Source organism: Enterobacter cloacae complex sp. ECC445 (assembly GCF_021892025.1).
GTDB lineage: Bacteria > Pseudomonadota > Gammaproteobacteria > Enterobacterales > Enterobacteriaceae > Enterobacter > Enterobacter chengduensis.
Genome location: NZ_JAKLRZ010000025.1, coordinates 94843 through 107728, shown reverse-complemented (window position 1 = coordinate 107728; position 12886 = coordinate 94843). Strand labels below are relative to the sequence as shown.

General features: G+C 57.3%; 14 protein-coding genes. 11 read left to right on the top strand and 3 right to left on the bottom strand.

The features are described 5' to 3' along the window. Positions 1–113 precede the first annotated feature (113 nt). From lepA to acpS, 7 genes are all read left to right on the top strand, one after another. On the top strand, positions 114–1913 hold the full coding sequence (lepA, locus tag L6R44_RS18570) for a translation elongation factor 4 (protein WP_023308849.1): 1800 nt from the start codon (positions 114–116) through the stop codon (positions 1911–1913). A 15-nt stretch (positions 1914–1928) separates the two neighbouring features. Continuing rightward, complete coding sequence (lepB, locus tag L6R44_RS18565) at positions 1929–2903, top strand: signal peptidase I (protein ID WP_045326108.1); 975 nt, start codon at positions 1929–1931, stop codon at positions 2901–2903. 222 nt (positions 2904–3125) lie between these two features. Continuing rightward, on the top strand, positions 3126–3806 hold the full coding sequence (gene rnc, locus L6R44_RS18560; protein WP_003860711.1) for a ribonuclease III: 681 nt from the start codon (positions 3126–3128) through the stop codon (positions 3804–3806). Then, positions 3803–4708: a GTPase Era gene (era, locus tag L6R44_RS18555; RefSeq protein WP_032643651.1), complete on the top strand. Its 906-nt coding sequence runs from the start codon at positions 3803–3805 to the stop codon at positions 4706–4708. Before rnc ends, era begins: the two co-directional genes overlap by 4 nt. Positions 4709–4725: 17 nt before the next feature. After that, positions 4726–5433: a DNA repair protein RecO gene (recO, locus tag L6R44_RS18550; RefSeq protein ID WP_237425045.1), complete on the top strand. Its 708-nt coding sequence runs from the start codon at positions 4726–4728 to the stop codon at positions 5431–5433. Between the two features lie 33 nt (positions 5434–5466). Continuing rightward, a complete protein-coding gene (gene pdxJ, locus L6R44_RS18545; protein WP_237425044.1) occupies positions 5467–6198 on the top strand; it encodes a pyridoxine 5'-phosphate synthase in 732 nt (243 codons plus the stop codon). After that, positions 6198–6578, top strand: a complete 381-nt coding sequence (gene acpS, locus L6R44_RS18540; protein ID WP_032643648.1) for a holo-ACP synthase — start codon at positions 6198–6200, stop codon at positions 6576–6578. The genes pdxJ and acpS overlap by 1 nt, the downstream gene beginning before the upstream one ends. Here acpS and L6R44_RS18535 read toward each other — a convergent pair. Both L6R44_RS18535 and L6R44_RS18530 read right to left on the bottom strand, forming a co-directional pair. After that, positions 6575–6835 (bottom strand): YfhL family 4Fe-4S dicluster ferredoxin, encoded by a 261-nt coding sequence (locus L6R44_RS18535; protein WP_008502177.1) that lies wholly within the window; start codon positions 6833–6835, stop codon positions 6575–6577. The two genes, acpS and L6R44_RS18535, sit on opposite strands and share 4 nt — an antisense overlap. A 46-nt stretch (positions 6836–6881) precedes the next feature. Continuing rightward, positions 6882–7730: a MurR/RpiR family transcriptional regulator gene (locus L6R44_RS18530; RefSeq protein ID WP_032643647.1), complete on the bottom strand. Its 849-nt coding sequence runs from the start codon at positions 7728–7730 to the stop codon at positions 6882–6884. 118 nt (positions 7731–7848) lie between these two features. Here L6R44_RS18530 and murQ point away from each other — a divergent pair, with 118 nt between their 5' ends. From murQ to tadA, 4 genes are read left to right on the top strand one after another with little or no spacing between them, the layout of a single operon-like run. After that, positions 7849–8742 carry an N-acetylmuramic acid 6-phosphate etherase gene (gene murQ / locus L6R44_RS18525; RefSeq protein ID WP_237425043.1) on the top strand — a complete coding sequence of 298 codons (894 nt, stop codon included), beginning with the start codon at positions 7849–7851 and terminating at the stop codon, positions 8740–8742. 11 nt (positions 8743–8753) lie between these two features. Then, entirely contained in the window at positions 8754–10115 is a 1362-nt protein-coding gene (locus L6R44_RS18520; RefSeq protein WP_032643645.1) for a PTS transporter subunit EIIC, read from the top strand. 3 nt (positions 10116–10118) lie between these two features. Further along, positions 10119–10754, top strand: a complete 636-nt coding sequence (gene yfhb / locus L6R44_RS18515) for a phosphatidylglycerophosphatase C (protein WP_032643644.1) — start codon at positions 10119–10121, stop codon at positions 10752–10754. Between the two features lie 57 nt (positions 10755–10811). After that, positions 10812–11318, top strand: a complete 507-nt coding sequence (gene tadA, locus L6R44_RS18510; RefSeq protein ID WP_237425042.1) for a tRNA adenosine(34) deaminase TadA — start codon at positions 10812–10814, stop codon at positions 11316–11318. Here the strand turns inward: tadA and mltF are convergent. Beyond that, the gene (gene mltF / locus L6R44_RS18505; protein ID WP_237425041.1) at positions 11206–12756 is read right to left on the bottom strand and encodes a membrane-bound lytic murein transglycosylase MltF; all 1551 of its coding nucleotides are present in this window, start codon (positions 12754–12756) and stop codon (positions 11206–11208) included. The genes tadA and mltF overlap by 113 nt on opposite strands. Between the last annotated feature and the right edge of the window lie 130 nt (positions 12757–12886).

Genomic DNA, 12886 nt, shown 5'->3' with positions numbered 1-12886 from the left:
GTGCATTTCCAGGTAGCGAGGATGTAGTGTAGAATGCTGCGTTTTCGCACTGAAAAACGTCAGGCTAAGAACAGCGGCCTCCAGGAATTCGTAAGGCATAATTATTTAACTATATGAAGAACATACGTAACTTTTCGATCATTGCTCACATTGACCACGGTAAGTCGACGCTGTCTGACCGTATTATCCAGATTTGCGGTGGCCTGTCTGATCGTGAAATGGAAGCCCAGGTTCTGGACTCCATGGACCTGGAACGCGAACGCGGTATCACCATCAAGGCGCAGAGCGTCACGCTGGATTACAAAGCGGCTGATGGCGAAACCTATCAGCTGAACTTTATCGACACCCCAGGCCACGTTGACTTCTCCTATGAGGTTTCACGCTCGCTCGCGGCCTGTGAAGGCGCGCTGCTGGTGGTGGATGCCGGGCAGGGCGTAGAAGCCCAGACCCTGGCAAACTGCTACACCGCGATGGAAATGGATCTCGAAGTTGTGCCGGTTCTGAACAAGATCGACCTGCCGGCCGCCGATCCTGAGCGCGTGGCGGAAGAGATTGAAGATATCGTCGGCATTGACGCGACCGATGCGGTGCGCTGCTCCGCGAAAACCGGCGTCGGCGTGACCGACGTGCTGGAACGCCTGGTGCGTGATATTCCGGCCCCGGAAGGCGATCCGGATGCCCCGCTGCAGGCGCTGATTATCGACTCCTGGTTCGATAACTACCTGGGCGTTGTCTCGCTGGTGCGTATTAAAAACGGCACCATGCGTAAAGGCGACAAAATTAAGGTGATGAGTACCGGGCAGGTCTACAACGCTGACCGTCTGGGGATCTTCACGCCAAAACAGGTTGACCGTACCGAGTTGACGTGCGGCGAGGTAGGCTGGCTGGTCTGCGCCATTAAAGACATCCTCGGCGCGCCGGTGGGCGATACCCTGACCGGTGCGCGTAACCCGGCAGATAAAGCGCTGCCGGGCTTTAAAAAGGTGAAGCCGCAGGTTTATGCGGGCCTGTTCCCGGTCAGCTCTGACGACTACGAAAACTTCCGCGACGCGCTCGGTAAGCTGAGCCTGAACGATGCCTCTCTGTTCTATGAGCCAGAAAGCTCAACGGCGCTGGGCTTCGGCTTCCGCTGCGGCTTCCTCGGCCTGCTGCACATGGAGATCATTCAGGAGCGTCTGGAGCGTGAATACGATCTGGATCTGATCACCACGGCACCTACCGTAGTCTATGAGGTTGAAACCACCTCGAAAGAAGTGATCTACGTCGACAGCCCGTCCAAGCTGCCGCCGCTGAACAATATTCACGAGCTGCGTGAGCCGATTGCCGAGTGTCACATGCTGCTGCCGCAGGAATTCCTGGGTAACGTCATTACGCTGTGTATTGAGAAGCGTGGCGTGCAGACCAACATGGTTTACCACGGTAACCAGGTGGCGCTGACCTACGAAATCCCGATGGCGGAAGTGGTCCTCGACTTCTTCGACCGCCTGAAGTCGACCTCCCGTGGCTATGCGTCACTGGATTACAACTTCAAACGCTTCCAGGCTTCTAACATGGTGCGCGTAGACGTGCTGATCAACGGCGAGCGTGTGGATGCGCTGGCGCTGATCACCCACAACGACAATGCGCCGTACCGCGGCCGCGAGCTGGTTGAGAAGATGAAAGATCTGATCCCGCGTCAGCAGTTCGATATCGCGATTCAGGCGGCCATTGGCAACCACATTATCGCGCGTTCTACCGTGAAGCAGCTGCGTAAAAACGTTCTGGCGAAGTGCTATGGCGGTGACGTCAGCCGTAAGAAAAAGCTGCTTCAGAAGCAGAAAGAAGGTAAGAAGCGTATGAAGCAGGTCGGTAACGTCGAGCTGCCGCAGGAAGCATTCCTTGCCATTCTTCATGTTGGTAAAGACGGCAAATAACCCTAAGGAGTTGGCATGGCGAACATGTTTGCCCTGATCCTGGTCATTGCTACGCTGGTGACAGGTCTGCTGTGGTGTCTGGATAAGTTTATCTTCGCCCCAAAACGTCGTGAACGTCAGGCTGCCGCACAGGCAGCCACCGGTGACCAGCTGGATGCGAAAACCCTGAAGAAAGTCGGCCCGAAACCGGGCTGGCTGGAAACGGGCGCGTCGGTATTCCCGGTGCTGGCGATTGTGCTGGTGGTGCGTTCGTTTATTTACGAGCCGTTCCAGATCCCATCCGGTTCAATGATGCCAACGCTGCTGATCGGTGATTTTATTCTGGTGGAAAAGTTTGCCTACGGCATTAAAGATCCTATCTACCAGAAAACGCTGATCGAAACCGGTCATCCGAAACGTGGCGACATCGTGGTGTTCAAATATCCGGAAGATCCGCGCCTGGACTACATCAAGCGCGCGGTAGGTCTGCCGGGTGACAAAGTAACCTACGATCCGGTTGCGAAAGAAGTCACCGTTCAGCCGGGCTGCAGCTCCGGTACCGCATGTGAAAACGCGCTGCCAATCACCTACTCAAACGTTGAGCCAAGTGATTTTGTGCAGACCTTTGCCCGTCGTAACGGCGGCGAAGCGACCAGCGGATTCTTCCAGGTACCAAAAGGCGAAACCAAAGAGAACGGCATCCGTCTGGTTGAACGCAAAGAGACGCTGGGCGACGTGACGCACCGTATCCTCACCGTGCCAATCGCGCAGGATCAGGTGGGGATGTACTATCGCCAGCCGGGCCAGCAGCTGGCGAGCTGGATTGTACCGCCAGGCCATTACTTCATGATGGGTGACAACCGCGATAATTCTGCGGACAGCCGTTACTGGGGCTTTGTGCCGGAAGCGAATCTGGTGGGTAAAGCGACCGCAATCTGGATGAGTTTTGAGAAGCAGGAAGGCGAATGGCCGACCGGTGTACGCCTGAATCGTATTGGCGGAATCCATTAATTCTCACCAAATGAACGCGTAGCCGCTTTAATTAGCGGCTACGTGAATTATTTCCTCGATAAATCTCTTTGAACTAACGACATCCCCTGTCGTTGTGTATAGAATATTCCCCCGAAGTTTAAGGTTGGCCCTGCAAGGGTGCCACGGCACACGAAACCGCGTTGGTTTTCTCAGGTCGGTTTCGTGTGCTGCATTTTTGACGCATTCATTTATTGGTATCGCATGAACCCCATCGTAATTAATCGGCTTCAACGGAAGCTGGGCTACACTTTTCATCATCAGGAGTTGTTGCAACAGGCATTAACCCACCGCAGTGCCAGCAGCAAACATAACGAGCGACTCGAGTTTTTAGGCGACTCTATTTTAAGTTTCGTGATTGCAAATGCGCTTTATCATCGTTTCCCGCGCGTGGATGAAGGTGATATGAGCCGCATGCGCGCCACGCTGGTTCGGGGGAATACCCTTGCGGAGATCGCGCGCGAATTTGAACTGGGCGAATGTCTGCGTCTTGGACCGGGTGAGCTGAAAAGCGGCGGCTTCCGTCGTGAATCTATTCTTGCCGATACGGTCGAAGCATTAATTGGTGGTGTGTTCCTGGACAGCGATATCCAGACCGTCGAAAAGCTGATCCTGAACTGGTATCAGACCCGTCTGGACGAAATAAGCCCGGGCGATAAACAAAAAGATCCGAAAACGCGTCTGCAGGAATATTTGCAGGGTCGCCATCTGCCGCTGCCGTCTTATCTGGTGGTGCAGGTCCGTGGCGAAGCGCACGATCAGGAATTTACCATCCATTGCCAGGTCAGTGGCCTGAGTGAACCGGTGGTGGGCACGGGTTCAAGCCGTCGTAAGGCTGAACAGGCTGCCGCCGAACAGGCGTTAAAAATGCTGGAGCTGGAATGAACGAAGAAAAAACCTATTGCGGATTTATTGCCATCGTCGGACGTCCGAACGTTGGCAAATCCACCCTGCTGAATAATCTGCTTGGGCAGAAGATTTCCATCACCTCGCGTAAGGCGCAGACCACGCGTCACCGCATCGTCGGCATCCATACTGAAGGCGCGTATCAGGCGATCTACGTCGATACCCCGGGCCTGCACATGGAAGAGAAGCGCGCCATCAACCGCCTGATGAACAAGGCGGCGAGCAGCTCGATTGGCGACGTGGAGCTGGTGATTTTCGTTGTGGAAGGCACCCGCTGGACGCCGGACGACGAGATGGTGCTGAACAAGCTGCGTGACGGTAAAACGCCGGTCATCCTCGCGGTCAACAAAGTTGACAACGTTCAGGAAAAGGCCGATCTGCTGCCGCATCTGCAGTGGCTGGGCAGCCAGATGAATTTCCTCGATATCGTTCCGCTGTCTGCTGAGACCGGACTGAACGTGGACACCATCGCGGGCATCGTGCGTAAGCATCTGCCGGAAGCGATTCACCACTTCCCGGAAGACTACATCACCGATCGCTCTCAGCGCTTTATGGCGTCTGAAATCATCCGTGAAAAGCTGATGCGTTTCCTGGGTGCCGAACTGCCGTACTCCGTGACGGTGGAGATCGAGCGTTTCCAGAGCAACGAGCGCGGCGGCTACGACATCAACGGCCTGATCCTCGTTGAGCGAGAAGGGCAGAAGAAGATGGTGATCGGCAACAAAGGGGCCAAGATCAAAACCATCGGTATTGAAGCCCGCAAGGACATGATGGAGATGTTCGAAGCGCCGGTTCACCTCGAACTGTGGGTGAAAGTGAAATCTGGCTGGGCCGATGATGAGCGTGCTCTGCGCAGCCTCGGTTACGGCGAAGACCAGTAACTCAAGACGGCGAGCATATGGATGGATGGCAGCGCGCTTTCGTCCTGCACAGTCGTCCCTGGAGCGAAACCAGCCTGATGCTGGACGTCTTCACGGAAGAGTCGGGTCGCGTGCGCCTTGTTGCCAAAGGCGCACGTTCCAAACGTTCTAATCTGAAAGGTGCGCTGCAGCCCTTCACGCCGCTGCTGGTTCGCTTCGGTGGGCGAGGGGAAGTCAAAACCCTGCGCAGCGCCGAAGCCGTCTCCCTGGCGCTTCCTCTCTCCGGCATCACGCTCTATAGCGGTCTGTACGTCAACGAACTCATCTCACGCGTTCTTGAACATGAGACTCGCTTCTCTGAACTTTTCTTCGATTATCTGCACTGTATCCAGGCGCTGGCTGGCGCAACCGGCACGCCCGAACCCGCGTTGCGGCGTTTTGAGCTGGCGCTGCTGGGGCACCTTGGATACGGCGTAGACTTTCTGCACTGTGCGGGCAGCGGAGACGAAGTAGAAGACTCCATGACCTACCGCTACCGCGAAGAGAAAGGCTTTATCGCCAGCATCGTGATCGACAACAGCACCTTTACCGGGCGCCAGCTCCGGGCGCTGTATGAGCGTGAGTTTCCCGACCAGGACACCCTGCGCGCAGCAAAACGCTTTACCCGGATTGCCCTCAAGCCGTATCTTGGCGGCAAGCCCTTAAAGAGCCGCGAATTATTCAGGCAGTTTGTGCCGAAACGTTAGACCACAGAATCGAAAAGAAAACCGAGGATTGTCATGGCTGAATTACTGTTAGGCGTCAACATCGATCACATCGCCACGCTGCGTAATGCGCGCGGCACGGCGTATCCCGATCCGGTTCAGGCGGCGTTTATCGCTGAACAGGCTGGCGCCGACGGCATTACCGTCCACCTGCGGGAAGACCGTCGCCACATCACCGATCGCGACGTGCGCATTCTGCGTCAGACGCTCGATACCCGCATGAATCTTGAGATGGCGGTCACCGAAGAGATGCTGGCGATTGCCTGCGAGACCCAGCCGCACTTCTGCTGCCTGGTGCCGGAAAAACGCCAGGAAGTCACGACCGAAGGCGGTCTGGATGTGGCCGGTCAGCTCGAGAAAATGCGCGATGCCTGCAAGCGCCTGGCGGATGCCGGTATCCTGGTTTCTCTGTTTATCGACGCCGATTTCACCCAGATTAAAGCGGCAGCCGACGTGGGCGCACCGTATATCGAAATTCACACCGGCTGCTATGCCGATGCCAAAAACGATGAAGAGCAGGCGAAAGAGCTGGCGCGTATCGCCAAAGCGGCCACCTACGCGGCGAGCCTGGGCCTGAAGGTCAATGCCGGTCACGGCCTGACCTACCATAACGTGAAGGCCATTGCCGCCATTCCGGAAATGCACGAGCTGAATATCGGCCACGCCATTATTGGCCGTGCGGTGATGAGCGGCCTGAAAGAGGCGGTCTCAGAAATGAAACGCCTGATGCTGGAAGCGCGTCAGTAATGGCCATTCTGGGCTTAGGCACCGATATCGTAGAAATAGCCCGCATTGAAGCGGTGATCGCCCGCAGCGGCGAGCGCCTGGCAAGACGGGTGCTGAGCGATAACGAGTGGGCCATCTGGGAAACGCATCAGCAGCCGGTGCGTTTTCTGGCGAAGCGCTTTGCGGTAAAAGAGGCGGCCGCCAAAGCCTTCGGGACCGGCATTCGTAACGGTCTGGCGTTTAACCAGTTTGAAGTGTTTAACGATGAGCTGGGTAAGCCAAGCCTGCGTTTATGGGGCGAGGCGCAAAAGCTGGCGGAGAAGCTGGGCGTGAATCATATGCACGTGACGATCGCGGATGAACGCCACTACGCCAGCGCAACGGTGATTATCGAAAGCTAAAGCTTGTCCGCGTGGTGCATCAGGACAAACTTATCCCACAGCTGCTCTTCGCTCTCAACGTGTGCCGGATCCTTCAGGATGGTATTCGGGATCGGGCACACCTTCTGGCAGGTCGGCGTCTCATAGTGGCCGATGCATTCCGTGCAGCGGTCGCTGTTAATCTCATAAATGCTGTCGCCCATCGAAATGGCCTGGTTCGGGCATTCGGGCTCGCACATATCGCAATTGATGCATTTTTTGGTAATTAACAGCGCCATCAGGAAATTCTCAGAAACAACACAAACTGGGCGGGCATTATACGCGTCAAACCAGTTTCTTTACCAGTTCTTCGCTGTGGCGAATGCGCTCGGGCGCGTGCTCCAGATCCTGCTGCACCAGGGCCATAAACAGCAGGTCCGTCAGCATCATTTGCGCACTGGTGGACGAGATCGCCGCGCTGCGCGTGGCCTGCTCTTCGGCTATGGTATATAAACAGCGCGTTGCCCGCTGCTGCAGGGCATTCGGCGAAAATCCGGTGATCGCCAGAATTTTACCCCCGACGCGCAGCGCTTCATCGGTGGCCATGTTGATTTCACGGCGCTCGCCGGAGTAGGAGATCGCCAGCAGCAGATCGTCAGGATCCATCGCCTGCACGGTCGCCAGCAGGGCGTGCATATCCTGCTCGACGATGGCGTTAAGGCCAATTTTTGTCAGCTTCCAGCCAAAATTGCGCGCCACAAGGCCGGACGCGCCGATGCCGGTCAGAATAATCCGCCGCGCGCCGCGCAGCATCGCCACGCTCTCCAGCAGCTTCTCTTCCGTGTTCACATCGAGCGTCGCATGCATGGCCGCCACGTTCTCTTTGATCAGCTTTTCGCCGACCAGCCGCATCGGGTCATCGCCGCGGATCTGATTATGCACCGGCATTGACTGCGGGTTGGGGTTGCTTACCAGCGCTTCACTGATCGCCAGCTTGAGGGCGGGGAACCCCTTAAAGCCGATCTTCTGGGCAAATTTCACCACGCTGGACTGGCTCACCCCGGCTTCACTCGCCAGCTGCTGCGAGCTGAGATGGCGCGCGCGATCGGGTTGAGAAAGCAGAAAATCCGCCAGCTTCTTGTCGCTTTGGGCAAAGCCGGCATAGCGCTGGCGAATGCGAATTAAACAGTTCATACGGTCTCCTGGCGAAAATGTGATTATCTGCGCAAATACGGATTTTGCTCGCCTGAATGAATTTTATATTCCATTATAGTGTGATTATTATGAATTAAAAATTCTTGAGGTACAAAAAATGAATCTTGGCTCACTTGTTTCTGAAACGCGTAACCCGCAAACCATGGATCTGGACGCGCTCTCCACCCTGGAGCTGGTTAACCGCTTTAATCAACAGGATACGCTGGTCGCGCAGGCAGTGAAAGAGACATTACCTGAGGTCGCGAAGGCGGTCGATGCGGCGGCAGAAGCCCTTAAGGCCGGGGGACGCATTATCTATATGGGGGCGGGCACCAGCGGGCGTCTCGGCGTGCTGGATGCCTCCGAATGTCCGCCAACCTTTGGGGTACCGCATGGTCTGGTGGTCGGGCTGATTGCCGGTGGACCCGGCGCGCTGCTGAAAGCCGTGGAAGGGGCAGAGGATAACAAACAGCTGGGTGAGGATGACCTCAAGGCACTGAATCTGACGGCGAAGGATCTGGTGGTCGGGCTGGCGGCATCCGGGCGCACGCCGTACGTCATTGGCGGGCTGGAATACGCAAACCGGACAGGCTGCACGACGGTGGCCATCTCCTGTAATCCCGGCTCCCCGATTGCGCAGGTGGCCGCTATCGCCATCTCTCCGGTGGTCGGGCCGGAAGCGCTCACCGGCTCCACGCGCCTGAAGTCCGGGACCGCGCAAAAGCTGGTGCTCAATATGATCTCCACCGGCGCGATGGTGAAGTTCGGCAAGGTGTATCAGAACCTGATGGTGGATATGCAGGCCACTAACGTCAAGCTGGTGGACAGAGCCTGCCGCATGGTGATGGAGGCGACGGGCGCAGGCCGCGAGGAGGCGGAAGCGGTACTCAAGCAGACCGATCACGATGTTAAACCGGCCATTCTGATGATCTTAAGCGGGCTGGATGCGGCGGCCGCGAGAGCCAGACTCGATGCGCATCATGGCTTCTTACGGGCGGCATTAGAAAACTAACAGAGGCGTCTATGGACAAAACAGCAGCGCTCGCCAGCGATATCCTGCAGGGGATTGGCGGGGAAAAAAATATTCAGCGTCTCGAAAACTGCATGACGCGCGTGCGCGTCGAGGTGCATAACGACGACCAGCTTGACGTGCCGCGCCTGAAGCAACTGTCCGGCGTCAGCGGCTATGTGAAACAGGGCCAGCAGCATCAGCTGATCGTCGGGCCCGGTAAAGCGGCGCAGGTTGTTGACGCCATGCGCGCGCTGATGGGCGGCGGGGCAAGCGTGTCGATCGACGATGCTGAGCGCACCAAAGCGCAGGCAAAGGCCAAATACAAAGCCCCTATGAGCGACGCGCTGCGACAGCTGGCAAACGTCTTCATTCCGCTAATCCCGGCGTTTATCGCCTCAGGCCTGATCACCGGGATCATCAATATCCTTAAGCGGCCGGATATTGTCGGGGATTTCGCCACGCAGTATCCGAACCTGCTGGGGATTCTCGGGATCTTCGGCAGCGCGGTGTTCGCCATCATGAACATTCTGGTGGGGGTGAATACCGCGAAGGTGTTTGGCGGATCGCTGGCGATGGGCGGCGTGATGGCGGGCATCTTGTCCAGCCCGCAGCTGGCGCAGATCACGCTGTTTGGCGAGGCGCTTCAGCCCGGCCGCGGCGGGGTGATCGCCGTGCTGCTGGTGGTTATCCTGATGTGCTGGATCGAGAAAAGGCTGCGCGCGGTTCTGCCTGGCTCGATCGAGCTGATCCTTAACCCGCTGTTAACCACCTTAATCACCGGCAGCGTAGCCATTGTCGCCCTTCAGCCGTTAGGCGGGTGGATCTCTGAAGCCATCGCTCACGGCGCGTCTCTGGCGATTGACCGCGGCGGCCTGCTGGTGGGGGCGGTACTGTCTGGTACCTTCCTGCCGCTGGTGCTGACCGGCCTCCATCAGGGGCTGGTGCCGATCCACGTCGAGCTGGTGCAGGCGCATGGCTATAACGCGCTGCTGCCCATCCTGTCGATGGCGGGCGTGGGGCAGGTCGGCGCGGCGATTGCCATACTGATGAAAACCCGCAACGCGCGTCTGAAAAAAGTGATTAAAGGCGCGCTCCCGGTCGGCCTGCTCGGGATTGGCGAGCCGCTGATTTTTGGCGTCACGCTGCCGCTGGGTAAACCGTTCCTCGCGGCCTGCCTGGGCGGCGCGGTAGGCGGCGCGCTGATCAGCTACTGGAAGGTCGCCACCGTGATCACCTTTGGACTTTCCGGTTTACCGCTGGCATTAACCATCGTGACCGGAAAAGTGATGCTCTATCTGTTAGGCTATTTAGTAGCGGTGATCGCCGGGTTCCTGTTTACCTGGCTATTAGGATTCAACGACCCAGAGGAGTAAGGTTTGACAAACCACGCGCGTCGCATTGTCTTTTTCGACCTGGATGGCACGCTGCATCAGCAGGATATGTTTGGCACGTTTATGCGCTACCTGCTGCGGCGTCAGCCCCTGAATGCGCTGCTCGTGCTGCCGCTCTTACCGGTTATCGGCATCGCGCTGCTGGCGAAAGGCCGCGCGGCGCGATGGCCGATGAGCCTGCTGCTGTGGGGATGTACGTTTGGACACAGCGACGCGCGGCTCAAACAGCTGGAAAAGGATTTTGCGCACTGGTTTCGCGGGCACGTCGCCGCCTTTCCGGTGGTGCAGGCGCGCCTGACCGGCTACCTCGACGCGAACGATGCCGACATCTGGCTGATTACCGGCTCCCCGCAGACGCTGGTGGAGCAGGTCTATTTTGATACGCCCTGGCTTCCGCGCGTAAATCTTATCGCCACGCAAATTGCTCGCGGCTACGGCGGCTGGGTACTGACCCTGCGCTGCCTGGGGCATGAAAAAGTGGTCCAGCTGGAGAAACGCATCGGTACGCCGCTGCGCCTGTACAGCGGCTACAGCGACAGCAAGCAGGACAACCCGCTGCTCTATTTTTGCCAGCATCGCTGGCGCGTTACGCCATCAGGTGAACTCCAGCAACTCGAATAGTCTTATGCATAATCGGCGTGTATAATGCGCCCCGCTTTTCGACTGGAGTATCAACCGTTGTCCAACCCTGAACTCGACCATGAATACTGGATGCGCCATGCGCTAACGCTCGCTCAGCGTGCCTGGGACGAGGGCGAAGTGCCCGTGGGCGCCGTGCTGGTCCACAATAACCAGGTGATTGGCGAAGGGTGGAACCGTCCGATTGGCCGCCACGATCCTACCGCGCACGCCGAAATCATGGCGCTTCGTCAGGGAGGGCTGGTGCTGCAAAACTATCGCCTGCTTGATACCACGCTGTACGTGACGCTGGAGCCGTGCGTGATGTGCTCCGGCGCGATGGTGCACAGCCGGATCGGTACCCTGGTCTTCGGTGCGCGGGATGAAAAAACCGGCGCGGCCGGTTCCCTGATGGACGTGCTGGGTCACCCGGGAATGAACCACCAGGTGAAAACTATCGGCGGGGTGCTTGCACCAGAGTGTTCGGGGCTATTAAGCGATTTCTTTCGAATGCGCCGTCAGCAGAAAAAGCTGCAAAAGGCAGAATTGAAGCCGTTGGACGATTAAGCTCGTCCGGCGCCACGACCGGGTAGCTTTGGGCCAGCTGTTTGGCCTCCGTCGCCTCTTTCTCCTTCTCCAGCAGATATCCGACCAGGCTTATCTGATATTTACGGATATTTTCCACGTAGGCGTAGGCTTCATGGCCGCGCGCGTAGCCGTATGTCAGCTTGTTATACCATGGCTTCTGGCTGAGCAGCGGCAGCCGCTGTTTTACGTCTGACCAGCTGTCCGGATTGCCTTTTGTTTTGGCCGTCAGCGCTCGCGCGTCAAGCATGTGCGCGTAGCCCATATTGTAAGCCGCCAGCGCGAACCAGATCCGCTCCTCTTCCGGCACCGTTTCCGGTACTTTTCCCATCATATCCTGCAGATAGCGCGCGCCGCCGCTGATGCTCTGTTCCGCATCGGTACGGTCATTCACGCCCAGGCTCAGCGCGGTGTTTTTGGTTAACATCATCAAACCGCGTACGCCCGTGGGCGACGTGGCCTGGGTATCCCAGTGGGATTCCTGATACGAAATGGCCGCCAGCAGCTTCCAGTCAATCTCCTGGGCGTATTTTTCGAACAGCGGCTGCAGGTCCGGCAGGACGCTGTCTACCGCGCGCAGGAAGCTGCGGGTATCAACGTAGTCAAAGTCGTCACCGTGGCCGAGGTACTTCTCCTCGAGGCGGGCCAGCGTTCCGTCTTCATTGATGGTGTTGAAGAAGTCGAGCATCGCGGCAGAAAAGGTCTGATCGTTATCAAGATGGCTAAACCAGGTGACGGGCTGCTCGTCGGTGACGTCCAGCGCCACGGCGATTTCAGGATGCACGCGCTGGAACAGGCTGATCGCCACCGAATCGGCAATGGTGTAGGGCACTTTCTGGTCTTTTACCTGCTCCAGCAGCTCGGTCGTGCCGAGTTTCGGATCCACCGTCCAGCTCAGGTCGGGAAATTTCTTCTCCTTGAGCTCCCGCAGATCCTCAATCACCACGTGACCGGGCGCAATCGTCAGTTGGGTATCGTTAATCGAGGCCAGCGAGCGCGGGCGCAGGCTCCCGACGCGGTAAACCAGCTGCTGCGAAACGGAGTAGTAGGTCGGGCCCGGCTGGTAGTTCTTGCTGCGCTCGCTGTTATACACCAGCCCGGCGGCGAGCATATCGGCATCGTCGTTATCGAGGTCATCAAACAGCTGGTTGATATTCTGGCGAACGGTAATTTTAAGCTTCACGCCAAGATAATCGGCAAACTGCTGCGCCAGTTCATAATCCAGGCCAATGATTTTGCCGTTGATGTCGCTGTAAATCAGCGGAGAGTTAAGGGTACTGACGCGCAATTCCCCCCGCTCCTGAATGGCGGCGATACGGTTTTCGGCTTTGCCGAACCAGGGAATAGAAGGCCAGAGGGCCACTGCCAGCAGCAACGTTACAATGCCGATGAGCAGATAATTAATCTTTAATTTTTTCAATTAGTTAATTCTCTGCGACGCCGGTTGCCTTAGTCTGCTGTAGCCATGTTAATAATCAGGTTTGCCATTGAATGAGCGGCATTTTGCGTAAACTTGCGCCACTTGGCAACCTATTAGAGAAGCAGGTCAC

Excerpts from the sequence above, each read along its gene's own strand:
- era (WP_032643651.1), top strand. The coding sequence starts at position 3,803 with ATGAACGAAGAAAAAACCTATTGCGGATTTATTGCCATCGTCGGACGT.
- L6R44_RS18530 (WP_032643647.1), bottom strand. The coding sequence starts at position 7,730 with ATGAACTGTTTAATTCGCATTCGCCAGCGCTATGCCGGCTTTGCCCAA.
- rnc (WP_003860711.1), top strand. The coding sequence starts at position 3,126 with ATGAACCCCATCGTAATTAATCGGCTTCAACGGAAGCTGGGCTACACT.
- lepB (WP_045326108.1), top strand. The coding sequence starts at position 1,929 with ATGGCGAACATGTTTGCCCTGATCCTGGTCATTGCTACGCTGGTGACA.
- L6R44_RS18520 (WP_032643645.1), top strand. The coding sequence starts at position 8,754 with ATGGACAAAACAGCAGCGCTCGCCAGCGATATCCTGCAGGGGATTGGC.
- lepA (WP_023308849.1), top strand. The coding sequence starts at position 114 with ATGAAGAACATACGTAACTTTTCGATCATTGCTCACATTGACCACGGT.
- murQ (WP_237425043.1), top strand. The coding sequence starts at position 7,849 with ATGAATCTTGGCTCACTTGTTTCTGAAACGCGTAACCCGCAAACCATG.
- L6R44_RS18535 (WP_008502177.1), bottom strand. The coding sequence starts at position 6,835 with ATGGCGCTGTTAATTACCAAAAAATGCATCAATTGCGATATGTGCGAG.
- recO (WP_237425045.1), top strand. The coding sequence starts at position 4,726 with ATGGATGGATGGCAGCGCGCTTTCGTCCTGCACAGTCGTCCCTGGAGC.
- pdxJ (WP_237425044.1), top strand. The coding sequence starts at position 5,467 with ATGGCTGAATTACTGTTAGGCGTCAACATCGATCACATCGCCACGCTG.
- acpS (WP_032643648.1), top strand. The coding sequence starts at position 6,198 with ATGGCCATTCTGGGCTTAGGCACCGATATCGTAGAAATAGCCCGCATT.